Annotated in this window: 18 protein-coding genes and 1 pseudogene; 7 read left to right on the top strand and 12 right to left on the bottom strand. The window is 71.7% G+C overall.

Annotated elements, in window-relative coordinates; genetic code table 11:
• Positions 1 to 2 precede the first annotated feature (2 nt).
• The 7 genes from PH203_RS20080 to gndA all read right to left on the bottom strand — a co-directional run bounded on the left by PH203_RS20080 (position 3) and on the right by gndA (position 8,232).
• Entirely contained in the window at positions 3 to 1,232 is a 1,230-nt protein-coding gene (locus tag PH203_RS20080) for an acyl-CoA dehydrogenase family protein (protein ID WP_289921540.1), read from the bottom strand.
• Positions 1,233 to 1,358: 126 nt separating this feature from the next.
• Complete coding sequence (locus PH203_RS20075; RefSeq protein WP_289921539.1) at positions 1,359 to 1,907, bottom strand: isochorismatase family protein; 549 nt, start codon at positions 1,905 to 1,907, stop codon at positions 1,359 to 1,361.
• Entirely contained in the window at positions 1,904 to 3,394 is a 1,491-nt protein-coding gene (locus tag PH203_RS20070; RefSeq protein ID WP_289921538.1) for a cytosine permease, read from the bottom strand. The genes PH203_RS20075 and PH203_RS20070 overlap by 4 nt, the downstream gene beginning before the upstream one ends.
• Positions 3,395 to 3,451: 57 nt before the next feature.
• Positions 3,452 to 3,916 carry a (2Fe-2S)-binding protein gene (locus PH203_RS20065; RefSeq protein WP_289921537.1) on the bottom strand — a complete coding sequence of 155 codons (465 nt, stop codon included), beginning with the start codon at positions 3,914 to 3,916 and terminating at the stop codon, positions 3,452 to 3,454.
• Positions 3,917 to 3,980: 64 nt separating this feature from the next.
• Positions 3,981 to 6,050, bottom strand: a complete 2,070-nt coding sequence (locus PH203_RS20060; RefSeq protein ID WP_289921890.1) for a molybdopterin cofactor-binding domain-containing protein — start codon at positions 6,048 to 6,050, stop codon at positions 3,981 to 3,983.
• Between the two features lie 127 nt (positions 6,051 to 6,177).
• On the bottom strand, positions 6,178 to 6,684 hold the full coding sequence (locus PH203_RS20055; RefSeq protein WP_289921536.1) for a MarR family transcriptional regulator: 507 nt from the start codon (positions 6,682 to 6,684) through the stop codon (positions 6,178 to 6,180).
• 108 nt (positions 6,685 to 6,792) lie between these two features.
• Positions 6,793 to 8,232, bottom strand: coding sequence for an NADP-dependent phosphogluconate dehydrogenase (gene gndA / locus PH203_RS20050; protein WP_289921535.1), 1,440 nt, complete (start codon positions 8,230 to 8,232; stop codon positions 6,793 to 6,795).
• Between the two features lie 234 nt (positions 8,233 to 8,466).
• Between gndA and PH203_RS20045 the strand changes: the two genes are divergently transcribed.
• On the top strand, positions 8,467 to 9,570 hold the full coding sequence (locus tag PH203_RS20045) for a PP2C family protein-serine/threonine phosphatase (protein WP_289921534.1): 1,104 nt from the start codon (positions 8,467 to 8,469) through the stop codon (positions 9,568 to 9,570).
• A 120-nt stretch (positions 9,571 to 9,690) separates the two neighbouring features.
• Positions 9,691 to 11,142: a glyceraldehyde-3-phosphate dehydrogenase gene (locus tag PH203_RS20040; RefSeq protein WP_289921533.1), complete on the top strand. Its 1,452-nt coding sequence runs from the start codon at positions 9,691 to 9,693 to the stop codon at positions 11,140 to 11,142.
• 46 nt (positions 11,143 to 11,188) lie between these two features.
• Here PH203_RS20040 and PH203_RS20035 read toward each other — a convergent pair.
• A pseudogene (locus tag PH203_RS20035) lies at positions 11,189 to 11,668 on the bottom strand (hypothetical protein); the annotation flags it as partial.
• A 340-nt stretch (positions 11,669 to 12,008) separates the two neighbouring features.
• On the opposite strand from PH203_RS20035, the gene PH203_RS20030 reads away from it, so the two are divergent.
• A complete protein-coding gene (locus tag PH203_RS20030) occupies positions 12,009 to 13,397 on the top strand; it encodes a Tat pathway signal sequence domain protein (protein ID WP_289921532.1) in 1,389 nt (462 codons plus the stop codon).
• A gap of 157 nt (positions 13,398 to 13,554) precedes the next feature.
• Here PH203_RS20030 and PH203_RS20025 read toward each other — a convergent pair whose 3' ends face one another.
• A complete protein-coding gene (locus PH203_RS20025; protein WP_289921531.1) occupies positions 13,555 to 14,169 on the bottom strand; it encodes a TetR/AcrR family transcriptional regulator in 615 nt (204 codons plus the stop codon).
• Between the two features lie 23 nt (positions 14,170 to 14,192).
• Positions 14,193 to 16,247, bottom strand: coding sequence for a discoidin domain-containing protein (locus PH203_RS20020; RefSeq protein WP_289921530.1), 2,055 nt, complete (start codon positions 16,245 to 16,247; stop codon positions 14,193 to 14,195).
• Between the two features lie 240 nt (positions 16,248 to 16,487).
• Between PH203_RS20020 and PH203_RS20015 the strand changes: the two genes are divergently transcribed.
• Complete coding sequence (locus tag PH203_RS20015) at positions 16,488 to 17,336, top strand: SDR family oxidoreductase (RefSeq protein ID WP_289921528.1); 849 nt, start codon at positions 16,488 to 16,490, stop codon at positions 17,334 to 17,336.
• A gap of 26 nt (positions 17,337 to 17,362) precedes the next feature.
• Here PH203_RS20015 and PH203_RS20010 read toward each other — a convergent pair whose 3' ends face one another.
• Positions 17,363 to 18,520: a serine hydrolase domain-containing protein gene (locus PH203_RS20010; protein WP_289921527.1), complete on the bottom strand. Its 1,158-nt coding sequence runs from the start codon at positions 18,518 to 18,520 to the stop codon at positions 17,363 to 17,365.
• 189 nt (positions 18,521 to 18,709) lie between these two features.
• Between PH203_RS20010 and PH203_RS20005 the strand changes: the two genes are divergently transcribed.
• Entirely contained in the window at positions 18,710 to 22,150 is a 3,441-nt protein-coding gene (locus PH203_RS20005) for a BTAD domain-containing putative transcriptional regulator (protein WP_289921526.1), read from the top strand.
• A gap of 177 nt (positions 22,151 to 22,327) precedes the next feature.
• On the top strand, positions 22,328 to 23,224 hold the full coding sequence (locus PH203_RS20000) for a hypothetical protein (RefSeq protein WP_289921525.1): 897 nt from the start codon (positions 22,328 to 22,330) through the stop codon (positions 23,222 to 23,224).
• A 17-nt stretch (positions 23,225 to 23,241) separates the two neighbouring features.
• On the opposite strand, the gene PH203_RS19995 is transcribed toward PH203_RS20000, so the two are convergent.
• The gene (locus tag PH203_RS19995) at positions 23,242 to 23,889 is read right to left on the bottom strand and encodes a class I SAM-dependent methyltransferase (RefSeq protein WP_289921524.1); all 648 of its coding nucleotides are present in this window, start codon (positions 23,887 to 23,889) and stop codon (positions 23,242 to 23,244) included.
• A 190-nt stretch (positions 23,890 to 24,079) separates the two neighbouring features.
• Here PH203_RS19995 and pgm point away from each other — a divergent pair, with 190 nt between their 5' ends.
• The gene (gene pgm / locus PH203_RS19990; RefSeq protein WP_289921523.1) at positions 24,080 to 25,720 is read left to right on the top strand and encodes a phosphoglucomutase (alpha-D-glucose-1,6-bisphosphate-dependent); all 1,641 of its coding nucleotides are present in this window, start codon (positions 24,080 to 24,082) and stop codon (positions 25,718 to 25,720) included.
• Positions 25,721 to 25,777 lie beyond the last annotated feature (57 nt).

Here is a 25,777-nt window from a genome sequence, read left to right as displayed (position 1 = left end):
GCTCAGGGAATGAGCGGGATGTGCTCCGAGGGCAGGCCCAGCCGGTCGCAGCCGACCCGCCGGAACAGCGGCTCGGCCATGCCGGGCCCGACGTGCGTCCAGTACGTGGCCGCGTCCCGGAAGTAGCGCTGCATCCGCTCGCCGTCGCGGGCGTGCCGGGAGCCGGCCGTTCGGAACAGGATGTTCTGGAAGGCGTCCCAGGCCATCCGCCCGGCGTTCAGGAACATCAGCGCCAGCCGGTTGTCCTCCGCGACGGTGAACGGCGCCTCCCCGGCGGCATTGCGCCGGCAGGTCTCCATCCAGTCGGCGGCGGTGTGCTGCAGGGCGGCCTCGGCGGTACGGATCAGGCCGAGCGCCTCGCCCAGGTGCCGTTGGTAGTCGTACAGGTCGGCACGGGTGCGGTCGGGCTCCAGGAGGAGGGGGCGGTTCGCCACGATGCGGGCGTACTCGTCGGCGGCGGCGTATCCGATGCCGACGATGACGGCCGCCAGTTCCGCGTGGTAGAAGCTCGGCGCGCGATGGGCGTACATCGGGTTGCCGTGCAGCTTGGAGCCGACGCTGCCGCCCTCGCAGGGCAGGTCGATGAGGCTGGCCTCGCAGGTGAGGTACGCCGGTATGCGGGCGTTGTCCATATGGACGCTGTTGGAGCCGCTGCCGCGCAGTCCGAGCACGCCGTGCCAGTCGTCGAGGACCGTCCACACCGGACGCGGGGCGACGAACAGCACCGGGGGCCCGGGCGGATCCCCGGCGGTCAGGGTCTGGCCGACGTAGTGCGTGGAGTAGGGGGCGCCCGAGGAGTACGGCCAGGTGCCGTCGAGGACGACATGGCCGTCGCCGTCGGGCTGCGCGACGCCCACGGGCGCGACGGTGGACGCCGCCCGGAAGTCGCCGTCGGCGCCGAAGATCTCGTCCTGGGCCTGTTCCCCGAAGTACCCCGCGACCTGCAGGACATGGGCCGAGGTCAGGGAGAGGGCCCAGCCCGTGGAGGGGCAGCCGCGGGCGATCTCGGTGACCACGCGACAGAAGACGGGCAGACCGAACTCGTAGCCGCCGTACCGGCGTGGCTGGAGCATCCGGTAGAAGCCGGCCCGCAGGAAGTCGTCGTGGGTGGACTTCGGATAATGCGTCAGTCGCTCGGTCTCCGCCTGGCGTTCGAGCAGGACGGGCCGCAGTCGCACGGCCCGTTCGATGACGTCTTCCTCGGTGAGCCCGAGTTCGGGAGCGGCGATCACGGTGCCTCCTGACGTGTGGGGAACGTCCGTACGTGTCACGTGTCGCGATACGAGTGATTGAACACGGCAACCGCCGCCCCTGTACCCACCGGATAGCGCCAACTACTTCAGACTCGGGGCCCTGTCTCACCTCACCGTGTCGAGGAGCTCCGCGACCGTGGTGACCCTGATCAGCGGCTGGTAGAGGTCCATGATGTGCAGCGCCTTGGCGTGGGAGTCGTCGTCCGCGCCCGCGCAGGCGTCGGCGACGACCAGCACCTCGACCCCGGCATCGGCTGCGGCGAGGGCCGTGGACAGGACGCAGCAGTCCGTGCTGACGCCGGCGAGGACCAGGCGGCCCTCCGGGCCTGCCAGGGAGGCGAGTTCGGGGGTCCACTTGCCGAAGGTCGGGGCGTCCAGGACGTGGTGCGCCGTGGTGGCGAAGTCGTCCGCCAGCTGCCACAGGGGTGCGTCCGGGGGCTGCAGGGCGAAGGGCCACTGCGCGTAGTACGCCGTCCAGGCGCCGGTGGGTTCGGCGGGGGCCAGGAAGCGGGTGAAGGTGACCCGGTCGTCGAAGGCCGGCAGCAGACGTCGTACGCCTGCCGCCGCCTCGGCGAACCGGGGTGTGGCCCAGGGGCTGTCCGGGTCGGCGAAGACGCGCTGCATGTCGATGACGGTCAGACGGCCGGTCGTCATACGGCGGGGACCTCCGTCGGGCTCGGGGCCTGCGACTCCTGTTCCCGGACCCGGCCGCGGCGCAGGAGCAGCGTGCCCAGGAAGCCGAGTGCCAGCGCCGCGAGCACGCCGAGGTTGGCGTAGGCCCAGGCGCCGGACTTGCCGCCGAGGCCCAGGGGGTCGAGGAGGTAGCCCTGCCACTCCAGCCAGCTCGCGGCCGAGTTGGTGACCAGGCCCCAGCCGAGCGCGGTGGCGGCGAGGGTGAGGAGGAGCGGGGTGAGGGGGACGTCGCCGTAGCGGCCGGCCGGGCGGTAGAGGTCGCCCTCGTCGTAGTCGCGGCGGCGCAGCAGGAGGTCGGCGAGCATGACGCCGCACCACGCGGCGATGGGGACGCCGAGGGTGGTGAGGAAGCCCATGAACTGGCCGAGGAAGTCGTCGGCGAAGAAGACGATGTAGACGGCGCCCGCGATCATCAGGACGCCGTCGACGAGGGCGGCCAGATAGCGCGGGATCCTGATACCCGCCGAGAGCAGCGCCAGGCCGGAGGAGTAGATGTCGAGCACCGCTCCCCCGACCAGGCCCAGCACCGCCACGACCGCGAAGGGGACCAGGAACCAGGTGGGGAGAATCGTGGTGAGTGCTCCGATGGGGTCGGCCGCGACCGCCTCGTTGAGGCTCTCGGAGGAGCCCGCGAGCAGCAGTCCGAAGACCAGCAGGAAGAGCGGGGCGAGGGAGGCGCCGAAGGCGGTCCAGCCGATCACGCCCCGGCTCGACGAGGTGCGCGGCAGATAGCGGGAGTAGTCCGCGGCGGCGTTGACCCAGCCGAGGCCGAAGCCGGTCATCATGAAGACGAGCGCGCCGATGAACTCCTGTGCGGAGCCCGCCGGGACGTCGCTGACGGTGCTCCAGTGGATGTGGTCGGCGACGAGCGCGATGTAGACGACGGTGAGCACGCCGGTGACCACGGTGATGACCGTCTGGAGCCGCATGATCAGGTCGAAGCCCATGACTCCGCCGACGACGGTGAGCCCGGCGACCACGATCAGGGCCACGACCTCCGTCCCGGTGCCGCCGCCCCAGCCGAGCCGGTCGAACACGGTCGCGGTGGCCATCGTGGCGAGGGCGCACAGCACGGTCTCCCAGCCGACGGTGAGCACCCAGGAGATCACCGAGGGGAGACGGTTGCCCCGTACGCCGTAGGCGGCCCGGCTGAGAACCATCGTCGGCGCCGAGCCGCGCTTGCCGGCCACGGACACGAAGCCGCACAGCAGGAAGGAGAACACGATCCCGACGACACCGGCGACCAGCGCCTGCCAGAAGGAGATCCCGAAGCCGAGCACGAAGGCGCCGTAACTCAGCCCCAGCACGGAGACGTTGGCGCCGAACCACGGCCAGAACAGGGTGCGTGGCGTGCCCTTGCGTTCGGCGTCGCCGATGACATCGAGGCCGTGCGTCTCCAGCTGGAGCTGCCCGGCTCTGTCGTCGAGGGAGTCCCTGGCGTCCGTCATCGTCGACCTCCCCGCGCGTACGTGTCGAGGTGACGCTAAGTGGGTCGCACCGGAGCGTCAAGCACCCCGGGGCGCGTCCGCGGCCTTCTTGATCGCCTCGCGGATTCGGGGGTACGTGCCGCACCGGCAGACGTTCTCGATGGCGTCGATGTCGGCGTCCGTGGGCTGCCGCGTCTTCTTCAGCAGCGCGGCCGCGGCCATGATCTGCCCCGGCTGGCAGAAGCCGCACTGGGCTACGTCGCACTCCAGCCAGGCCTGTTGCACAGGGTGCAGGGTGTCGCCGTCGGCGAGGCCCTCGATGGTGGTGACCTCCCGCCGGGCGCAGTCCGCGACGGGCACCACGCAGGGCTGTATCTCGTCGCCGTCGAGGTGGCTGGTGCAGGCGCGGCAGACACCGACGCCGCAGCCGTACTTGGGGCCGGTGACATGCAGCAGGTCGCGCAGCACCCACAGCAGCGGCATGTCGGCGGGGGCCTCGACGGTGACGGGCTTGCCGTTGAGGACGAAGGAGTAGGACGGCATCTGCACCTTCTCGGAGGTCTCAGTGGTTCGAGGGGGCCCAGGAGTTCCAGGGATTTTGGGGATCTCAGAAAGCGATCGGGAAGCGGCGGGGCCTGGTTCCGGTCGCGCGGGCGTAGGCGTTCGCCACGGCACCGGCCGCCGCCGGGACACCGAGTTCGCCCGCGCCGCCGGGTTCCCCTCCGGTCGGCAGGATGTGGGCCTCGAACCGGAGCGGGGCGTCGCGCTGTCGGGCGTACCGGAAGTCGGCGTAACTGCTTTCCCGTACGGCCCCCTTGTCGATGTGCAGCCCGGCCTGCAGGACCGTCGAGATGCCGTCGGTCGCCGCGCCCATCAACTGGGCCTCCAGGCCACGCGGGTTGACGGCCGTGCCGACGTCGGCCGCCATCACCACCTTCGTCACCCGCGGGTGCTTCGGATCGGCGGCGTCGATCTCCACCAGACAGGCCACGCACGACCCGTACTCCTCGTGCACGGCCACCCCTTGGCCCTGCCCGGCGGGCATGGCCCGGCCCCAGTGCCCGGCGGCGGCGACCTTGTCCAGTACGGCTCTGACGGGCTTGCTCCTGAGTGTCGTACGGCGGAACGCGACCGGGTCCCGGCCGAGGCTCCGCGCGATCTCGTCCACGACGATCTCCTCCGCGGTCCGCACGGTCCCGGAGTCCACGGACCGCCACGCCCCGAGGGGTATGGCCAGTTCGACGGAGCCCGAATCGCCGGACAGGCGGCCGAAGTTGTAGAGGCCGCTGTCGCTGGGCAGGGGCGAGGCCGCGCGGAAGGACGCGGTCCTGATCCCGCTGTACGACTCGCTCACCGAGGCCGTCGCGTGGGCGAAGGCCACGACCCTGCCCTGGGCGTGGCTGGCCCGTATGCGGTGGTGGGAGGCCGGTCGCATACGACCGTGGCGGATGTCGTCGGCGCGGCTCCACATCAACTTCACCGGGCGGCCCGCCTTCTTGGAGACGATCGCCGCCTCGACCGCCGCGTCATGATTCAGGCGGCGTCCGAACGAGCCGCCGCCACGCACCACATGGACCTTGACCGCGGAACCCGGCAGCCCGACCGCGGCGGCGATGCTCTCCCGGGCGTCCATGGGCGTCTGGGAGGAGAACCAGATCTCGGCACGGCGGTCCTGTACGTCCGCGACGGCCGTCAGCACCTCCATCGGGGCATGGCTGACGAAGGCGAACTCGAACCGGGCCTCGATCTGCGTCGAGCCGCGCGGCGGAGCCTCCAGCGCCGGGACGGCCGTCTTCAGCCGGGACCGGATCTCGGCGTCGGAGACCCCGGCGAGCGGTCCCGGCCTCCAGGTGATCTTCAGGGCGTCCCTGGCTTCGAAGGCGTGGTGGAAGGACTCGGCGACCACGGCGACTCCCCCGGGAATCCCGACCACTTCGAGGACTCCGGGCAGCGCGCGGGCCGCGCGGTCGTCGAGGGAGGCGACCTTGCCGCCGAGTGTGGGCGGCCGCGCCACCACGGTCGGCTTCGCTCCGGCCGAGCTGAGGTCACCGGCGTACTGCGCCCGTCCGGTGACGATGTCGCGGGCGTCGATCCGGGTGGTGGGCTTGCCTATCAGCCGGTGCCGGGACGCCGGTTTGGGCTTGCTGGACACGCGCGGCCGGCGGATGTGCGCGGCGGTCTCGGTGAGCGAGCCGAAGGTGGCCGTGCGTCCGTCCGGTGCGACGACCATGGTGTCCCGGGTGCGCAGGACCCGCGCGGGCAGGCGCCAGCGGTTGGCGGCCGCGGTGACCAGCCGGGCGCGTGCCGTGGCGGCCAGGTTGCGGGCCGGGTCGTAGAGCGAACTGACCGAGCTGGAGCCGCCGGTGAACTGGTTGCCCTCGGTGCGGGCGTCCGCGAGGGGGATGCGGACGTCGTCGAGACGGGCGTCGAGTTCCTCGGCGATCATCATGGCGACCGCGGTGGTGACCCCTTGACCGACCTCGACGCGGGGCAGCCGTACGACGACCTTGTTCTCCCGTGTGACCTCCAGGACCAGCATCTCCTCGTCGGTGCCGGTCACGACGGCGTCGGAGGACCTGCGCACGGCGCCTTCACCCGTGGCCCCTTCGGCGGTCGAGGAGTCGCAGCCGAGGGGCGCGGCGACGGTGAGGGTGGAGGCCGCCAGCGTGTAGACCATGAATCTGCGACGGGACAGCTCTGCCAACGCGCACTCCTCTGTGGGCGGACCGTGTCTGCCTGTTAGGAGTGCGGTGGGCGCTGTGGGGTTGCGTGCGCCCGGCGTTCGTTCCGTGGGCCGCCGCCTCTCACCGGCGGCGCCACGGCAGCACCGCCGCACCCGCCTCCTCCGCCTCCACCCGGTGCAGCGCGTCGCTCACCGCCTCCCCGATCTCCGCGAGCTGCCCCACCTGCTCCGGCGTGAGCGCGTCGAAGACGGCCCGCCGGACCGCCGCCACATGTCCGGGCGCGGCCGCCGAGAGGACCGCGACCCCTTCCTCCGTCAGCACCGCGAGCTGACCTCGCCCGTCCGCGGGGTCCTCGCGCCGGTCGACGAGTCCCGCCTCCCGGAGCCGGTTCACGGCATGGGTGAGTCGGCTGCGGGTGATCTTGAGGCGCTGGGCGAGCTCGGACATGCCGAGGGCGTGGTCGGGCGCCGAGGAGAGGTGCACCAGGAGGCTGTAGTCGGCGTGGGTCATCCCGGCGTCCCGCCGCAGCTGCCGGTTCAGATAGTCGCCGAGCAGGGTGGAGAAGTCGATGTAGGCGAGCCAGGCCCGTTGTTCCTCGTCGTTGAGCCAGCGCGGCGTCGTTTCCATGATCACATGCTATCCAGCGGTCGTTTGAGGCTTCAAACAGCGCAAGGCTCCCCCGCGAGGGGCCCACCCCGAGGTGTGGGCCCCTCGCGGGTCACCGAATCCGAGCCCTCACTCCGATGTCTCCGGCCGCCCGGGCGCCGCCCAGTGGGTGTGGAAGGCGCCGGGCCGGTCGGTCCGCCGGTAGGTGTGGGCGCCGAAGTAGTCGCGCTGGCCCTGCAGGAGCGCGGCGGGGAGGCGTTCGGCGCGCAGGGTGTCGTAGTGGGCGAGGGCGGCGGAGATGGCGGGCACCGGGATGCCGCGGCGGGCCGCCGAGGCGACCGTCTCCCGCCATGGCACCTGTGCGTCCGTGATCTCCATCGCGAACTCCATCTCGCCGAGCAGGCTCACCAGCTCCCGGTCGGTGGCGTACGCGGCGCGGATGCGGTCGAGGAAGGCGGCGCGGATGATGCACCCGCCGCGCCAGATCCGGGCGACCGAGCCGAGGTCGATCTTCCAGCCGTACTCGGCGGCCGCGTCCTGGATCATCGTCCAGCCCTGGTCGTAGGCGACGACCTTCGAGGCGTAGAGCGCGTGTTCCACCTGTGAGGTGAACCGCTCGGCCTCGGTGCGGCTGAGCGGGGGTGTGGTGCCGCCGGGCAGGCCGCGGTAGGCGGCGCGCAGTTCCGTCTGGCCGGAGGCGGCGCGGGCGAAGGTGGCCTGGGCGACGGCGGTGACGGGCGAGGCCAGGTCCAGCGCGGTCTGCACGGTCCAACGGCCGGTGCCCTTCTGCCCGGCGGCGTCCGCAACGATGTCGACGAAGGGCACGCCGGTGGCCCGGTCGGTGTGGGCGAGGACCTCGGCGGTGATCTCGACCAGGTAGGAGCCCAGCCGGCCCTCGTTCCAGCGGCGGAAGACACCCGCGATCTCGGCGGGCGAGTATCCGGCGACCTGGCGCAGCAGGTCGTACGCCTCCGCGATGAGCTGCATGTCGGCGTACTCGATGCCGTTGTGCACCATCTTCACGAAGTGCCCGGCGCCGTCGGTGCCGATGTGGGCGGCGCACGGCTCGCCGCCGACCTTGGCGCTGATGCGCTCGAACAGCGGGCCGAGCACGGCGTACGACTCCTCCGAGCCGCCCACCATGATGGACGGGCCGTGCAGCGCGCCCTCCTCGCCGCCGGAGATGCCGGTGCCGACGAAGTGGATGCCGCGGGCGCGCAGGCCGGCCTCGCGGCGGCGGGTGTCGGCGAAGTGGGCGTTGCCGCCGTCGACGATCATGTCGCCGGGTTCCAGGAGCGGGGCGAACTCCTCGACGACCGCGTCGGTGGCCGCGCCCGCCTGGACCATGACGATCAGCCGGCGGGGGCGTTCGAGCGCGGCCACGAACTCCTCGGGCGACTCGGCCGCGACGAACGTGCCCTCATGGCCGTACTCCTCCACGAGCGCGCGGGTGCGCAGGGCGGACCGGTTGTGCACGGCGACGGCGACCCCGTTGCGGGCGAGGTTCCGCGCCAGGTTGCGGCCCATCACGCCCAGTCCGGTGACGCCGATGGCTGCGCTTGCGTTCATGAGGTCCGTCCCTTGGATCGATGGCGTGGTCCCGGAGCGCGCGGCCCCGTGCCCGCTGATACGCGTGTGAGGCCCGGTCTTCTCGATGACGGCTTCCCGGACGTGCGCCGGTGAGGACCGAAACGTAAGTTCCTGCTCACTTTGGCGCGTGTTGCGATCACTTCGCATGAGGCGCCCGGCCAGGGCGAGATAGTGGCGACGTCCGTGGCCCGAGGTCCTGATGGGGAGCCGTACATGAACGCCCTCCGCACCGTGGGACGCCGACCGCCGTCCCGCCGCCTGCTGCTGTCCCCGTTGCCTCCCCTGGGCCTGTGTCTGCTGATCACGGCGCTGGACCTGCTCTTCGACATGCTCGGCCAGCTGGTCGCGCTGCTGCTCATCGGCCCGGTCCTGGCGGGCACCCGCCTGGGCGTCCGGTCCACCGCCGTGGTCTGCGGCGTCGCTCTGCTGCTCGGCCTGCTCCTCGGTGCGACGACGGGCAATCTCCTCGCGCCCGACTTCGCCGTACGGGGGTCAGGGCTGCTTCTGGGCTGTGTGCTCGCCGTCCAGGCCGCCCGGCGGCACACTCTGCTGCGCACGACCCTGAAGCGCTCCCGGCAGGTGACCCGGGCCACCCAGGAAGCCCTGTTGCGCCCCGTCTCCGCGACCCTCGACGGCACGCAGGTGTGCACTCGCTACCATTCCGCGACCCAGGAGTCCCACCTCAGCGGCGATGTGTACGACGTGGTCGTGACGCCGTACGGACTGCGGCTCCTGGTCGGCGATGTCCGCGGCCACGACCTGGACTCGCTGCGGCTCGCCGCGGCCACGCTCGCCGCCTTCCGTGACCTCGCCCCCGTCGCGCCGCATCTGCCCGCACTGGCCACGGATCTGGACGCCCGGCTCGCGCCCGAGTTCGGCCCCGAGGACTTCGTCACCGCCGTGCTGGCCGAGTTTGCGCCCGGCGAGGTCCGGCTCGTCAACTGCGGGCACCCGGCACCGCTGCGGGTGGGGGCCCGCCTCGACCTGCTGGAGCCCGGCGAGTCGGCGCCCCCGCTGGGCCTCGGACCTCAACCGTCGCAGTACCGGCACCGGTTGGACGGCAGCGACCGGGTCCTCTTCTACACCGACGGCCTCACCGAGGCCCGCGACCGCGACGGCACACCCTTCCCCCTCCTCGACGAGGCTGCCGCCACCCTGCGCGACCCGCTGCCCGAGCAGGCCGTCGACGCCCTGCATGCCCGGCTGACCGCCCACATCGGACGGCCGCCCACCGACGACCTGACGCTCGTCCTGTGCCAGCCGGAACTCACCGCGGCGCCCCTGGCGGTCTCCGACGGTGTGCTGCGCCGTTCATAGCGGCGGGGTGGGAGTCAGCCGGCCGTCGCCCGCCTGCGGAAGCTCCCACCCCGTTCGAAGGGCCGCATGAGCATGGGGTTAGCATATGAGCGCCACCCAGCTCGATCGAGAGATAGATCTGTGACTGTCAATGAGGACTCGTTCACCAATTGGAAGACCCGTGAGGAGATCGCGGAGTCGATGATCCCGATCATCGGGAAGCTGCACCGCGAGCGGGACGTGACCGTTCTGCTGCACAGCCGCTCCCTGGTGAACAAGTCGGTGGTCAGCATCCTCAAGACCCACCGCTTCGCCCGGCAGATCGCCGGCGAGGAGCTGTCGGTCGTCGAGACGCTGCCCTTCCTGCAGGCGCTCACCGACCTCGACCTGGGCCCGTCCCAGATCGACATCGGCATGCTCGCCGCGACCTACCGCGCCGACGACCGGGGCCTGTCCGTCGAGGCGTTCACCGCCGAGGCCGTCGCCGGCGCCACCGGCGCCAACAAGATCGAGCGTGGCGAGGGCCGTGACGTCGTCCTCTACGGCTTCGGCCGCATCGGCCGGCTCGTCGCCCGCCTGCTGATCGAGAAGTCCGGCTCCGGCAACGGGCTGCGCCTGCGCGCGATCGTCGTCCGTGGCGGCGGCCGTGCCGCCGAGGATCTCGTCAAGCGCGCCTCGCTGCTGCGCCGCGACTCGATCCACGGCCAGTTCCAGGGCACGATCACCGTCGACGAGGCGAGCGACACGATCATCGCCAACGGCAACGCCATCAAGGTGATCTACGCCAACGACCCGTCGGAGATCGACTACACGGCGTACGGCATCAAGAACGCCATCCTCATCGACAACACCGGCAAGTGGCGCGACCGCGAGGGCCTGTCCCAGCATCTGCGCCCCGGCGTCGACAAGGTCGTGCTGACCGCGCCCGGCAAGGGCGACGTCCCGAACATCGTGCACGGCGTCAACCACGACACCGTGAAGCCGGACGAGCAGATCCTGTCCTGCGCGTCCTGCACCACCAACGCGATCGTGCCGCCGCTGAAGGCGATGGACGACGAGTACGGCGTGCTGCGCGGCCATGTGGAGACGGTCCACTCGTTCACCAACGACCAGAACCTGCTGGACAACTACCACAAGGCCGACCGCCGTGGCCGTTCGGCGCCGCTCAACATGGTGATCACCGAGACGGGTGCCGCCTCGGCCGTCGCCAAGGCGCTGCCCGACCTCAAGGCGCCGATCACCGGCAGCTCGATCCGGGTGCCCGTGCCGGACGTCTCCATCGCGATCCTCAGCCTGCGCCTCGGCCGTGAGACGTCCCGCGAGGAGGTGCTCGACCACCTCCGCGAGGTGTCGCTGACCTCGCCGCTCAAGCGCCAGATCGACTTCACGACGGCGCCCGACGCGGTCTCCAGCGACTTCATCGGCTCCCGCCACGCGTCGATCGTCGACGCCGGCGCGACCAAGGTCGACGGCGACAACGCGATCCTCTACCTCTGGTACGACAACGAGTTCGGCTACTCGTGCCAGGTCATCCGGGTCGTGCAGCATGTCTCCGGGGTGGAGTACCCGACGTTCCCGGCGACGGCGGTCTGATCCCGGCGCACCCGTCGGCAGCGCCCTCGCGGTGCTCCCGGCGGGTGCGGGCGGCCCCCTCCGGCCACACCACGTCGACGGGGACACCCGCCGCCCGGGCCTCGAGGACCGTGTCGGCGGTTCCGCCACCCCTGCCGGTGGGCGGAGTGCCGTCCCATACGGCCACGAGCCGGTCGGCGCGTTCGACCAGGACACTGTTCGCCGCCTCGTACGCGTGCCGTCCCGCGGTCTCGATCGGCAGGACGACGACCTCGGCGGCCGCCTCGACGAGCCGGTCGAACAGGGCCGCGTGGTCCGGCCCCCGGGTGCGGCGGTAGTCCCGCGAGGGGACGACGACGGTCAGCCGTCCGCCCACGGCGAGCACGGACTCCGCGAACACGCAGTCGGCGCCCCTGGCGAGACAGGAGACACCGACGAGTTCGCCGTCGAGGGCATGGCGCCGCAGGAGTTCGTCCAGGGCGGCGCGCACCAGGACGGCGGTCTGCGCCGTGAGGTCGATGTGTCCGGTCACCGAGATGGTCGTCACGGAACACCCCTTTCAGTGGCCGGCGGGCTCCTGGAGCGTATAGCCGTGGCGGAGGATCGCGTAGACCGTCCCCATGGCGACCGCACGGTCCGTCTCCTGCTCTTCCCAGGTACCGATCGGCTTCACCGCGGGCTTCACCTTCGGCCTCGTCTTCGAGCGTCTCCGGTCGGGTGCGGCAGGCCCGCCGTCCGCCCCGCGGACAACGACGGCTCCCGAGGCTGACCTCCCAACTGCTCCACGTTCCCCAGCCGTTGACCCGGACCTGAGGCGACAGCAGAATGAGCGCGCACTCCTGAGAGCGCTCTCAAAGGCGCCCGCCCCCTTCGATTCGAGGAGACCCATGACCGGCAGCCCGGACCGACCCGCGTTCAACCGCCGCGCACTCATCGGGACCGGACTCGGTGCCGCGGTCGCCCTCGCGGCCGGTTCGGGCGCCGCCCGCGCGGCGGACGGTGCCGGCGGTTCCGCCGCCTCCGCCCCGGGCCGGGCGCGGGCCTTCCTCGCCGCCGCCATGGACGCCTACCCGGACCACGGCACGATCCGGCTCACCCAGAGCTACACCGACCAGGCGGGCCTGTTCAGCACGGCCTTCACCTACGACAACGCCCTCGCGATCCTCGCGCACTTGGCCTGCGGCTCGGCAGAAGGCAGAACCCGGGCGACGACCTTGGGGGACGCGCTGCTCTTCGCGCAGGCCAACGACCCCGAGCACGACGACGGCCGCGTCCGCCAGGCCTACAACGTCGGGCCGTACACGTTCTACGACGGCACCGTCCAGCCGGACGGGTTCGTGCGGGCGGACGGAAAGGCCAACGTCGGATGGCAGTTCGGCTTCACCGGTACGGCGGTCGGTGACATGGCCTGGGCCGGGATCGCACTCGCCGCCCTCGCCCGGCGGACCGGGCAGCGGCGGTTCCTTGCCGGTGCCGTACGGATCGGTGAGTGGATCGACCGGACCGGGCGGACCGACGAGCCGCTGGGCGGCTTCAAGTTCGGGGTGAACGGCGCGAACGAGAAGCTGCCGTTCACCTCCACCGAGCACAACACCGACCTGATCGGACTGTTCGGGCAGCTGGCGCGGCTCACCGGGGACCGGGTGTGGCGCGAACGGCGTTCTGTCGCCGCGGAGTTCGTCAGGAGGATGTGGGAGCCGGACGGGGGCTTCTTCTACACCGGCACCAACGACGGCGTGACGATCAACAGGTCCCCGGTCCCCGAGGACACCCAGACCTGGACACACCTGGCCCTCGGCTCCCCCGCTTACGAGCGCTCATTGGACTGGTGCGCGACCGAGCTCGCGGTGCTGGATGCGGCCGACCGCCCCAACAGCACGGTCCCCGCGGGCCAGTCGTACGCGGGCGTGACCTTCAGCTCGGCGAGCCTGCTGGCCGACGAGGACGCTCCCATCGCCGACGGCCAGCCCAAGCCGGACCGCAACGGCGTGTGGTTCGAGGGAACGGCCCACCTGGCGCTGGCCCTGCGTCACCGGCGGGCCTCCGGGGACGAGAAGCGGGCCCGGCGTCTGATCGCCTCCGTCGAGCGCGCGCAGGACCTGCTCGGCGCCGACCAGACCCTCGGCGGTGCGGCCGCGCCCGCCCGGTCCGGGGTGGTCTCGGCGAGCAGCCCGCTCGACACGGGCTTCGGATTCGGCTACTACCCCTACCGGCACACCGGCGCCACCGCCTGGTACCTGATGGCGGCGGCGCGCTTCAACCCGCTGCGGGCCTGAGCGCTCCGCCGGCTGTGTCGATGTGCGGCTCCGCCGCGGGGCGGCGAGGGGTTGTCGGTCGGCTGCGGCGCCGTCGTGGCTGGTCGCGCACCGCAGCGGAGCTGCTGACATATACAGCCCCGCGCCCCTTCAGGGCGCTGCCGAACCGCAGCCGACTTCACCAGGACCGCTCAGGGCCCTCGGCCGTCACGAGTCCGGCGATGTGCGAGGTGACGGTGTCGAGGATGTCGGTCCAGGCCTCCTCGTCGCCGAGCACCAGGTAGTTGAGGGTGAGCCCGTCCGTCATGGCCGCCAGATAGCGGGCCAACGACGAGACGGGCACCCGGAGTTCGAAGTCGATGTCCTGGCGCAGCTGCTCGATGAGCTCGGCGTACAGCGTGCCGTAGAGCTCGTACTGCCGCCGCGCCAGATGCTCGAACCCCGGCTCGCGCAGGGCGTACTGGGTGAGTTCGTAGGTGAGCATGTGCTCGTCGGGGTGGGCGCACACATGGTCCCAGTACGCCTGGAAGCCGGCCCGGACGGTCTCCTCCAGGCTGTCCCGGGGTTTGAGCGCCTCCTTCACGATCGTCACGTAGTGGTCGGTGATGGTGGTAATGACGGACTCGATCAGCTCCTGCTTGGAGTCGAAGCAGTAGTGGAAGACGCTCAGGGAGACGTCCGCCTCGGCGGCGATGGACCGGGTCGTGGTCTTGGCCACGCCGTCCCGGGCCATCGCCCTGATCGCCGCTTCCGTCAGTTGCCGACGCCGTTCGGCCGACGGCATCCGTGCCATGGGTGCGCCTCTCGTGCTCGGCCTCAGGCGCTGTTCACGCCGACCTCGTAGAGCGAGTATCCCCAGTCCGTGCCTCGGTCGAGACCGTGGACGCGGATGTAACGGGCCGGTGTGCCGGTGAACTTGGCCGTGTCGAGGCCGCCGTCGCCGGAGGTGGTGGACCAGACGGTCTGCCAGGTGCCGCCGTCCGGGGAGAGTTCGATCCGGTACGACTTGCCGTACGCGCGCTCCCAGTCGAGCGTGACCCGGCCGACCAGGTGGGTGGAGCCGAGGTCGACCTGCCAGTACTGGTCGTCGCTCCAGTCGCTGGCCCAGCGGGTGCCGCCGTCGCCGTCCACGGCCCGTCCCGGCTGGTAGCTGGTGAACGGGTTGGACTCGGACGAACTGGCCGTCGCGGTACGTCCCTTGGCGAGGTTGACGCCCGCCTGGTGCTGCTCGGAGGAGCCCCAGGTGTCGAGGTAGGACTCGGCGCCGCGGAAGAGGTCGTCGACGACGTTCTGCCCGCCGACCTGGCGGATGTCCTCGACCCAGTCCGGGATCATGCCGACATGGGCGGCGCCGTCGGTGTTGTAGTCGAAGGTGCGCTGACCGGTCGTCTGCCTGTCGATGACCGAACCGCCGTCGACGCTCTTGAACGGGTACTTCACCGGGTTGGAGGTGTTCGCGCCGCGCGGCCCGGGATGGTCGCCGACGCCGTTGAAGTCGGTGCCGAAGCCGTAGCCGACGCCGTACTTCTCGCGCAGCGCGTCGGTGCGCGCCGCCTCGGCGACGAAGCCCTCGGAGCCGTGCATGTACTGGGCGACGAAACCGCCGAGGGAGTAGACCCGCTCGGTCCAGTTCAGGTCCATCCAGCTGTGCGAGGAGAGCACGCCCGGGTAGTCGGCGGCCTCGAAGATGTCGAGGACCTGGCCGGTGGCCTTGACGCTCATGTGGTCGATCTCGAGCATCATCTTGCGCTTCATCATGCCCTCGACGGCGTACTCGCCGAGGTCGGTGAGCCCGCGCACGTTGCACTGCGCGTCCGTGTCGTACTCCGGGACGTCGGTACCGGCGGGCAGGTCGGCCTCGGCCGCGGAGGCGGCGGTGCCGATGGGGTTGTCGTGCTGCGGGCCGGTGCACTTCTCGGTCTGCCAGAAGGTGCCGGTCGACAGGAACTGCCCGACGTTGATGGCCGTTCCGAGCCCGCCCTCGTCGAAGCGGACCCCGCACAGCGCGTTGTCGAACTTGTGGCACAGGAACATGCTGCGCACGCCGAGGTCGTACAGCTCGTCGAGCCCCTTGTCGATGTCCTCCTTGCTGCACTGCGCGATGTCGAGGATCTGCTTGCAGCCGAAGGGCTCGGAGGTCTCGACGCCCAGGATGACGGCCAGCTTGCCCTGCTGGATGACCTGCCGGGCCTGCGCGCTGTCGGTGACGATCCGGAACCAGCCCTTGCCGGTGCCGCCGTACATGGCGTCGATGTAGTCCTGGAGCTCGTAGGTCAGCTTCGCCTGCAGCCGGATCGACGTCATCTCGTCACAACTGCGGTCCTTGAAGGGGTAGACGGAGCAGATCACCCCGTTGGTGACGAGGTCGTTGACGAGCACCCGCTGTCCGCCGCGCCAGGCCCGCTCGACCCAGGCGTAGTAGTTCGCCTGGTGCGTCATCGAGTCGTGGGCCGGCCAGTCCTTGAAGGTCGGCCAGCCGACCGGGTCGTGCCTTCCGTCGCCGCCGTGGGTGATGTAGTCGAAGATCGCGAGCGTGCCGTCGGGGTAGTGCTCGGGGCAGTCCTTGAGCGCGTCGGCGACTCCGGCGGTGGAGAACACCTTGCCGCAGATCAGCCGGCCGCCGAAGGCCTCGTTGGAGAAGAGGTGGTTGTGCGCGTCGACGAACCCCCGCACCTCGCCCGCGGAGTCGGTGCCGGTGAAGGGCGCTCCGGTCACATTGATCTGGGCGTCCGGAGCGGGGCGCGAGGTGGGGTTCCACCAGTCGCTCGCGGCCGCCGAACTGGGGGTGGGGCCCAGGGCGATGGCCAGGACGAAGAGGAGCAGCGATACGACGGTGACGTCTTTTCGTCTGCGATTCGGACATCGAGTCATGGTCGGCACCACGCCCCTCGGTCGGCGGCCATGGGTCTTGTCATGACCGGCGCAAGATGTGTGACGAGGATCGCTACTGACGGGTTATGAGTCAAGGGTCCGGGACGCTTGACCTGATGAGCGTTCGCCTGGCGCACTTTCGGCACGCCGGTGGCGCTGGGCGTGTCCCGCTGACCGAGCCGCACCGTCCGGGGAGTAGCTTGTCGCCCTCCGACGACAAGCCGAGGAAGTGACTGGAACATGCCTGAGCCCACAGTGGTCGTCACCGGCGCCACCGGACGCCTCGGCGGGCGTGTCGCCCGCCGTCTGGCCGCGCGGGACACGCCTCAACGGCTCCTGGTACGCAGCCCCGAGCGGGCCCCGCAGCTCCCGGGCGCCACACCTGTGCAGGGCAGTTACGACGATCACGGGGCCGTCGTGCGCGGCCTCACCGGCACGGAGACGGTCCTCATGGTCTCCGCGTCGGAGAGCGCCGACCGGCTCTCCCAGCACCGGCGCTTCGTGGACGCCGCCGTCGAGGCCGGAGTACGGCACCTGGTGTACGTCTCCTTCTTCGGCGCGGCGCCCGACGCGACGTTCACCCTCGCCCGCGACCACTTCCACACCGAGGAGCACATCCGGGGCACCGGGCTGGCGTACACGTTCCTGCGGGACAACCTCTACGCCGAGTTCGTGCCCGAAATCGCCGGTGCGGACGGGGTCATCCGTGGTCCCGCCGGGAAGGGGCGGGCCGCGTTCGTGTCCCACGACGACATCGCGGATGCCGCGGCCGCCGTCCTGACCCGGCCGGGCGAACACGCCGGTGCCACGTACGACCTCACCGGCCCGGAGTCGCTGTCGCTGGAGGAGGCCGCGGCCGTCCTCTCACAGGTGCAGGGCCGTGGCGTCACGTATCACCCCGAGACGGTCGAGGAGGCGTACGCCTCCCGTGCCCCCTACGACGCCCCGCCGTGGCAGCTCGACGCCTGGGTGTCCACGTACACGGCCATCGCGGCGGGCGAGCTCGACGGTGTCAGCGACGCCGTGCCCCGTCTCACCGGTCATCCCGCCACGCCGCTGGCCGAGGTGGTCCGCACCCTGCGCGGCTGAGCGCTTCGGCTGGTTCGACTATTCGACTAGGAGGTCGCGGGCGGGCAGAACTCGGCCGAGACGACGGTCTTCCCGCCGCCGACCCAGTCGCCGTTGAAGTTCAGGGTGATCATGTGGCGGCCGTCCTTGGTGCCGAAGGACTGCGTCGAGGAGCCGTGGATGCCTCCGGAGTGCCCCCACACCTTGACCCCGCAGGTCGTCTCGTACTCGATGAGGCCCAGGCCGTAGCGCTGGCGGGCCAGGTTCCCCAGGGTGTCGACCGTGGTCGTCATCTGCTCCAGCTGGGCCGGGCGCAGCAGCCGGCCGCCGAGAAGGGCGGCATAGAGACGGTTGAGGTCGGCGGCATTGGTGACCATCTCGCCCGCCGCCCAGGCCCAGGAGGGATTGAGCTCGGTCACGTCGTAGATCTTCCCGGGGTCCTCCGTGAAGGTGGAGTAGTGCCGGGTGGGAGCGGGGACGTGCGGGTCGGTGCCGGGGAAGTACGTGGCCTGCATGCCGAGCGGCCCGGTGATGCGCCGTTCGATCTCCTGGGCGTAGGGCCTGCCGGTCAGCTTCTCGATGATCAGGCCCAGCAGCAGGTAGTTGGTGTTGGAGTACTTCCAGGAGGTGCCGGGCTCGAACTGCGGCGGGTTCTGCAGGGCGAGGGCGATGACCTGCTGCGGGGTCCAGTCGTCGTAGCGGGTCCGGAGGAAGTCGATGCCGAGGACCTGCTGCACGAAGGTGGCGTCCTCGGTGAAGTTGAAGATGCCGCTGGTGTGGTTCATCAGCTGACGGACGGTGATCCTCGTGCCGTCGTGGCCGTTGCCCTGCACCAGGCCCGGCAGATAGTGGTCGACCGTGGCGTCCAGGTCGATCCTCCCCTCCGCCTGGAGCTGGAGCAGGACGGTCGCCACCAGCGTCTTGGTGACGCTCCCCGCGCGGAACCGGTCGCCGTTGCCGCGGGGCTGCTTGGTGGTGAGGTCGGCGACGCCCGAGGTGCCCTTCCATCCCCCGTGGCCGTCGCGCACCTCGGCCACGACACCGGGGACGCCCGCCGCCACGGCGGCGTCCATGGCGGCCTGCGTCGCGGTGTGCCGGGACCCGGCCGGCTCGGCGGCGTGCGCCGGGGCGGCCGACAGGACCGAACCTGCCGCCGCGATCGCTGTCAGGCCCACCAGCGCCGTCCGTACCAGGCGTGTCGACATGTGCACCCATCCTCTTCTCGGCTCACGGGGACACGCATCGTGCCGACCGCCGCCAACCGGACTCCAACAGGCCGCCAACAACCGTGCTGTGACGCTCCTTTGAACCTCGCCCGACGCAGGACGAAGATGATGTTCTTCGACACGGGGTCAGGAGACTCGGGGTCAGGGGATACGGAGGCAGGAGCGCTGGTGAGGTTCGCGGTGCTGGGGTCGCTGACGGCCGTCGACGACGACGGCGTGGCCGTCGTGCTCGGCGGGCCGAAGCCACGCACGCTGCTCGCCGCGCTGCTGCTGGAGCCGAACCGTGCCGTGCCGGTGGAGACGGTGATGACGGTGTTGTGGGGCGAGGAGCCACCGCCGACCGCCACCGCCTCGCTGCACAACCACATCGCCCGGCTGCGCAGAAGCCTCCGTGACGTCGGTGGCACGCGGCTGCGGACCCGGTCGCACGGGCTCGAACTGCTCGTCGGCGAGGGCGAGTCGGACCGGCCCGAGTTCGAGGCGGGGGTGCGCAGGGCACAGGAGGCCGGCCACCGGGAGGACTGGGCGGCGGCGGAGCGGTTCGCCGGGGCGGCTCTGGCGCTGTGGCGGGGTACGCCGTTCGCCGATGTGCCTGCCCTGGCCGGACACCCGGTGGTGACCTTCCTCCAGGAGCAGCGGCTGCAGGCACTCGAATGCCGGTACGAGGCGCTTCTGCGACTCGGCCGCCTCGACGGGCTCGCCGCCGAACTCGGCGTGCTGGTCAAGGAGCATCCGTTCCGGGAGGCGCTGCACCGCCAGTTGATGCTCGTCCTCGGCCGGACGGACCGGAGGGCCGAAGCGCTGGCCCTCTTCCGGTCGCTGCGCCGGACCCTGGTCGAGGAGCTCGGGGTGGAACCCGGACCGGCCGTGCAGGAGGCCCACCAGGAGGTGCTCCGCAGCGGGGCCGAGACGCCGCCCTCCCCGCAGCGGCCCGCGCAACTCCCCTCCTCCCCAGGTGACTTCGTGGGCCGCGACGCGCACATCGCCGAGATCCGCGGGGAGTTGGAGTCCGCTGCCGCGCGTACCGCGGTCGCCGTGATCAGCGGGATGCCCGGCGTGGGCAAGACGGGCCTCGCCCTGCATGTCGCCGAGCAGCTGCGGCCCGCCTTCCCGGACGGCCAGCTCTATCTCAATCTCCACGGCGCGACCCCCGGCGTACGACCTCTCTCACCGGCCGACGCCCTCTCCGTGCTCCTGCACGGCCTCGGCGTGGACACCCGGCGGATCCCGTGCGACGTGGGAGCCGCCTCCGCCCTGCTGCGCTCCACGCTCGCCGCCACCCGGACGCTGCTCGTCCTCGACGACGCGGCCTCGGTGACCCAGGTACGTCCACTGCTGCCGGCCGGCGCCGGCTGCGCCGTACTCCTCACCAGCAGACGGCCACTGGCCACGCTGGGCGCCTCCGTGCATGTCCGGCTGGAGCCGCTCTCGCCGCAGGACGGCGCCCTACTGCTGGAGCGCGCCTCGGGCCGGTCCTGGACCGCGTCCGACGCCGAACCGGTCGCGCGGCTCGTGGCCCTGTGCGGCCGCCTGCCGCTGGCGCTGCGCGTCTCGGCCGCCCGCCTGCGGAGCCGCCGCAACCTGCCGGTGGCGAAGCTGGTGGAACGCCTCGCCCGGCCGGAGGACCGCCTCGACCATCTGGAACTGGAGGACCTGAGCGTGCGCCGCCCCCTCCTGGCGGCCCACGAGGCGCTGCTCGGCTCGGGCGACCCGTGCGACGCCGACGCCGCGGCGGCGCTGGTCCTTGTCGGTGCCCTGGACCTGCCCGAGTACGGGACACACCTCATGGCCACGGCCCTGAACCGCACGGAACGTGCCGCCGAGCGGGCGCTGGTCCGCCTGGCGGAGGTGGCGCTGCTCCAGGAGGTGGGCTGGGACCGGTACACACCGCACGACCTCGTCCGCGACTTCGCCAGGGAACTCGCGAGCCGCCCCGGAGAACAGGACCGGACCGCAGCGGCGACCGAACGCGCGCTGCGCTGGTACGAGGAGCGGCTCGCGCAGTGCGCGACGGCATTGCGGCCGGATCCCGGCCGGACGGCCGGGCTAGGGGCCGGTCTTGAGCGGGGGCGAGGGGCCGGGAGCGGGACAGGGACGAAGGGCGGGCGAGGCGTTGAGCACGGACTGGGCCGGGAACTCGGGCGAGACCTTGACCACGGGCGAAGCCTTGAGCAGGGCCGAGACCTTGGCCCCGTGCAAGATGCCGGGCTCGGGCGAGGTCCTGAGCATGGACGCAGCATGGAACTCGGGCAAGGCCATGACGACAGGCGCAGCCCGGAGTTCGGGCGAGACCCTCAGCACGGCCGGGCCCTTGGAGCCGGGCAAGTTTCCGAGCCCGGCCGAAACCTCGTGCATGGACGCAGCCCGGAGTTCGGGCAAGGTCACGAGGGCAAGCGCAGCCCGGAGTTCGGGCGAGGCCCTGAGCACAGCCAGGCCCTTGGGCCCGGCCAGGGTCCCGAGCCCGGCCGAGACCTTCGGCACGCCCAGGGCCCTGCCCCCAGGCCAGGTCCCGAGCTCGGTCGAGTCCTCCGGTCCGGTCAGAACCCCGGGGGCGAGCAGCAGTTCCCGCGTCCCCGGGGCCCGAAGCAGGCCCATCACGGCGAGCGCCCCGCCGACCGTCCCGGTACGGTCTTCGCCGGCACAGCGGCAGCGCTCGCCTGGGGCGATGAGGAAGTGGCGAATCTGCTGCATCTGGCCGGTTCGGGGGCGGACGGGCGGCTGGGCCCCGCTCGCACGCTGGCCCTGATCGGCTCCCTGTTCCCCTATCTCCACGACCGCGGCCGGGCCCGGGATCTCGAACGGCTCACCCGGCACGCCATCGCCCTCGCCAGGTCCAGCGGCAACACCGCGGCCGAAGGGCGGGCGCTGGGGCACCTCGCCTCCGCCCACTACTCGGCCGGCCACCTCCGCCGGGCCCTGCTCCTCCTCGACGAGGCCGTGGAGCTGAGCGAGGCCCTCTCCGACGACACCGCCCGTATGCGTCACCTCGGCAACCGGGCCGCGCTGCTGCGGGAACTCGGCCGGGGCGACGACGCGCGTACGACCTTGGCGCGGTGTCTCGCCCTGCGTCCCGAGCGCCTCACTCCCGTCGAGGAGGCCGAGCTGCTCGGTCACCAGGGACACGTGGCCGAACTGACCGACCCGCGCTCGGCGTTGGCGTATCACCGCCGCAGCAGGGACCTCGCCCGCGAGTTCGGCAGTGCCGTGATCGAGCAGGTCGCCCTGTGCAACGCCGGCCGCGTCCACCTGCGTCTCGGCGAGCCCGCGCGGGCCCTGCACAGTTTTGACGAGGCGCTGCAGGTCATGACGGCCTGCGGCGCGCACTGGAACGCCGAGCGGGAGACACGGCTGGGCCGGGCGCAGGCGCTGCGAGCGCTGGGCCGTCTCGAAGAGGCCGAGGACGTGTGCGCGGTGCTGATCCGGGAAGCGGCCGCACGCGGCGACACCTACGGCCGGGGGCTCGCGGAGTACGAGTGCGGGCACGTCCGACAGGCGCTCGGGGACGAACGGTCCGCCCTGCGCAGGTGGCACGGCGCGCTGTCCGCCCTGGAGGGGACGGACGCGCAGGTCCTCGGCGATCTGCGCGCCCTGGCGGCTGCCGCCGGGTAGGCCCCGGCCCGGGCTGGGAAGCAGGCCAAATGCCATGCAACCCGCGGAAACACCGCGCGATTGTGTCGTTGTGCGGTCACATCCTGGGCACATCTGCGCAGGGGTGTCACACAGACTGCACATGTGCTTTCGAAAGCCTCGCTACCTTTGGCCGCGGCTCGCTCCCCCCGTGCGTAAGTGAACACAGGAAGACCGCAGATGGACTACTGCTCCACGTGCCGTCGGCATCTCAACGGCGCCCTGGTGTGCCCCGGTTGCGGTGCGTACGCGCCGGACATCGCTCCCCTCGCCGTCGCGAGGCCCGAACCGGCCGCCGAGACGGCCCCGGCACCCTGGCAGTCCCCGGCGCATCTGTGGCACGACAAGGACTCCGGTGCCGAGGAGAGCGGCGAGGCGCCGCAGGAACACCCGTACGACGGTCCTGACGCCCCCGCGACCCCCGCGCCGGTGGGCCGAGCCGCACGGCGGCGCCAGCGGGAACGCTGGAAGAAGACCCAGCGCCGGGCCCTGGTGGCCACCGCGGTCGCCCTGGTCGGCGGTGGCCTGAGCGCCGTCTCGATGGACCGTCAGTCCACGGACCGCACCCAGGCGGCCTCCGCGCCCGACAACAGGGAAGCCATGGGGATCGCCGAGGAGCAGGCCACGGACGGCACCGCGACCTCGACGACACCCGCGGTGGCGGAGCGTACCGAGCGCACCTCGTCCGCCCACGCGTCCTCGACGAACGCACCGCACGAGCAGTCCGCCACCGAGCCGCAGGCCACACCGTCGACCGGGGCGGCTCAGCGGGACAGCGTCACGACCGAGCTGAACACGGTCGTGTCCTCCGCCGGGTCCAAGGCCACCTCCACGGTGTCCGACACGACGGAGGCGGTCACGGAGACGGCCTCGCCGACGCCCTCCGCTGGCGCGGACACCGGCAGCGGCAACGGCTCCGACACCAGCGCATCGGGCTCGTCGGGCTCCTCCGGCTCGTCCGGTTCGGACACGCCGGCGACGCCCGCTCCGGCCGGGTCCGCCTCGTCGTCCGACTCCTCGGGCCTGTGCCTGCTCGGGATCGTCTGCATCAGCTGATCCCGCGCCCCAGGGGGTCAGTGCCCGGGCACGTCCCGGCGGCAGTGCACGAAGAGGTGGGGCTCGGGTCCGGCGCCGGGGTGGTCCGGGGTGAACACGGGGCTGCTCCGGGAGAGCACCGTCAGCCCCGCCGCCTCCACCATGCCGACGACGTCCTCCTCGGCGAAGCTTGTCGCACGGACCGGCTGCCCCATGAAGACCACCTCGACGTCCTCCACGTCCGCCGGCACGGTGGCCAGCACCAGATGGCCCCCGGGCCGCAGGGCGGAACTCAGTCGCCCCAGCAGCGCGGTCTGTTCCGTGCGGGTCATCTGGAGCAGTGAGAAGAACACGCACACTCCGTCGAACGCCCCCTCCTCCAGGGGGAGTTCACGGATGTCGGCGCAGCGGAACTCGGCCTCGGGGACCTGACGGGCCGCGAGTTCGACCATGACCGGGGAGATGTCGACACCCAGCACCGAGTGCCCGGCCTCGACGAGCGCGGCCGCGGTGGGGCGCCCGGTGCCGCTGCCCACGTCCAGTGTCCGGGCGGCGGGCGGCAGCCGCTCGATCAGCCACTCCAGCGCGGCCCGGTGCGCGGGGGCATGGGCGAACGCCTTCTCGTAGTCGGCGCCCAGCACGTCGAACAGCTCGGCGGCGGGCGGCCGTCGGTCCTCGCGGCTCATGTCGGTGTCCCTTCCCGTCGGTCCTCGTGACACACGTCGATACACACGTCGATGTACCTGCGCTCGCTGATCCGCATCCTGACATCCGCCGTTCGCGGGCCACAACGCCCGCCCGGTGCGCGTCCCGGCGCGGCGGACAGGGGAGAATGAGCGCCGTACTCAACGGTCGACCCTTGCGGAGGAGCGGGAAATGCAGAACGCGCGAGCGGGGCAGGTCGCCGGGCCCGAGGACCTCATCGACGTGGCCCGCCTGGTGACGGCGTACTACGCGCTGCACCCGGACCCGGCGGAGCCCGGGCAGCGGGTGGCGTTCGGCACCTCGGGGCACCGCGGCTCGTCGCTCACGGCGGCGTTCAACGAGGACCACATCGCCGCCACCAGCCAGGCCATCTGCGAGTACCGCACCGCCCAGGGCACCGACGGCCCCCTCTTCCTCGGCGCCGACACGCACGCCCTGTCCGAGCCCGCGCGGATCACGGCGCTGGAGGTGTTCGCCGCCAACGACGTGACGGTCCTCATCGACCAGGCCGACGGCTACACGCCCACCCCTGCGCTCTCGCACGCGATCCTCACCCACAACCGGGGCCGTACCTCCGCTCTCGCGGACGGCGTGGTGGTCACCCCCTCGCACAACCCGCCCGCCGACGGCGGCTTCAAGTACAACCCGCCGAGCGGCGGCCCGGCCGGTTCCGAGGCGACCTCCTGGATCCAGGACCGCGCCAACGAGATCATCACGGGCGGCCTGAAGGACGTACGACGCATCCCGTACGCCCGTGCGCTGGCCGCCCCCGGCACCGGGCGCCACGACTTCCTCGGTGCCTACGTGTCCGACCTGCCGAGCGTGCTGGACCTGGACGCGATCCGGTCCGCCGGGGTGCGGATCGGCGCCGATCCGCTCGGCGGGGCCTCGGTCGCGTACTGGGGCCGGATCGCCGAACAGCACGGCCTGGACCTGACGGTGGTGAACCCGCTCGCCGACCCCACCTGGCGCTTCATGACCCTGGACTGGGACGGCAAGATCCGTATGGACTGCTCCTCGCCGTACGCCATGGCCTCGCTCATCGAGCAGCGGGACCGGTTCGACATCTCGACCGGCAACGACGCCGACGCCGACCGGCACGGCATCGTCACGCCCGACGGGGGTCTGATGAACCCCAACCACTACCTGGCCGTGGCGATCTCGTACCTCTTCTCGCACCGGGAGCAGTGGCCGACGGGGGCCGGGATCGGCAAGACCCTGGTGTCGTCCAGCATGATCGACCGGGTCGCGGCGGACGTCGGCCGGCCGCTGGTCGAAGTCCCGGTCGGATTCAAGTGGTTCGTGGACGGGCTGTCCGACGGTTCCCTCGGCTTCGGCGGCGAGGAGTCGGCGGGCGCGTCCTTCCTGCGCCGCGACGGCTCGGTGTGGACCACCGACAAGGACGGCATCATTCTGGCGCTGCTGGCCTCGGAGATCACGGCGGTCACGGGCAGGACCCCGTCGCAGCACTACGCCGGGCTCACCGAGCGCTTCGGCGCCCCCGCCTACGCGCGCGTGGACGCCCCGGCCTCCCGCGAGGAGAAGGCGCTCCTCGCCAAGCTGTCCCCGAGTCAGGTCACCGCCGACACCCTCGCCGGCGACCCCGTCACCACGGTCCTCACCGAGGCCCCCGGCAACGGCGCCGCCCTCGGCGGCATCAAGGTCGGCACCGCCAACGCCTGGTTCGCGGCTCGTCCTTCGGGCACGGAGGACGTGTACAAGATCTACGGCGAGTCCTTCCTCGGCCCGGACCACCTGCGTCAGGTGCAGGAGGAGGCCAGGTCGGTCGTGCTGGCGGCGCTGGGCGGCTGACGCGGAGCGGCCTTGCCGTCCCGCGCCGGGAAGGTGGCGCCTCGTCCACCCGTGTGC

The sequence above is a fragment of the Streptomyces sp. S.PB5 genome (genome assembly GCF_030403745.1).
Taxonomy (GTDB): Bacteria; Actinomycetota; Actinomycetes; order Streptomycetales; family Streptomycetaceae; genus Streptomyces.
This window is presented reverse-complemented; position numbering and strand designations above follow the sequence as displayed.

Coding starts and splice junctions, on each gene's coding strand:
- PH203_RS20075 (WP_289921539.1), bottom strand. CDS start 1,907: ATGACGACCGGCCGTCTGACCGTCATCGACATGCAGCGCGTCTTCGCC.
- PH203_RS20070 (WP_289921538.1), bottom strand. CDS start 3,394: ATGACGGACGCCAGGGACTCCCTCGACGACAGAGCCGGGCAGCTCCAG.
- PH203_RS20065 (WP_289921537.1), bottom strand. CDS start 3,916: ATGCCGTCCTACTCCTTCGTCCTCAACGGCAAGCCCGTCACCGTCGAG.
- PH203_RS20060 (WP_289921890.1), bottom strand. CDS start 6,050: ATGGTCTACACGCTGGCGGCCTCCACCCTCACCGTCGCCGCGCCCCTC.
- PH203_RS20055 (WP_289921536.1), bottom strand. CDS start 6,684: ATGGAAACGACGCCGCGCTGGCTCAACGACGAGGAACAACGGGCCTGG.
- gndA (WP_289921535.1), bottom strand. CDS start 8,232: ATGAACGCAAGCGCAGCCATCGGCGTCACCGGACTGGGCGTGATGGGC.
- PH203_RS20045 (WP_289921534.1), top strand. CDS start 8,467: ATGAACGCCCTCCGCACCGTGGGACGCCGACCGCCGTCCCGCCGCCTG.
- PH203_RS20030 (WP_289921532.1), top strand. CDS start 12,009: ATGACCGGCAGCCCGGACCGACCCGCGTTCAACCGCCGCGCACTCATC.
- PH203_RS20025 (WP_289921531.1), bottom strand. CDS start 14,169: ATGGCACGGATGCCGTCGGCCGAACGGCGTCGGCAACTGACGGAAGCG.
- PH203_RS20020 (WP_289921530.1), bottom strand. CDS start 16,247: ATGACTCGATGTCCGAATCGCAGACGAAAAGACGTCACCGTCGTATCG.
- PH203_RS20015 (WP_289921528.1), top strand. CDS start 16,488: ATGCCTGAGCCCACAGTGGTCGTCACCGGCGCCACCGGACGCCTCGGC.
- PH203_RS20010 (WP_289921527.1), bottom strand. CDS start 18,520: ATGTCGACACGCCTGGTACGGACGGCGCTGGTGGGCCTGACAGCGATC.
- PH203_RS19995 (WP_289921524.1), bottom strand. CDS start 23,889: ATGAGCCGCGAGGACCGACGGCCGCCCGCCGCCGAGCTGTTCGACGTG.
- pgm (WP_289921523.1), top strand. CDS start 24,080: ATGCAGAACGCGCGAGCGGGGCAGGTCGCCGGGCCCGAGGACCTCATC.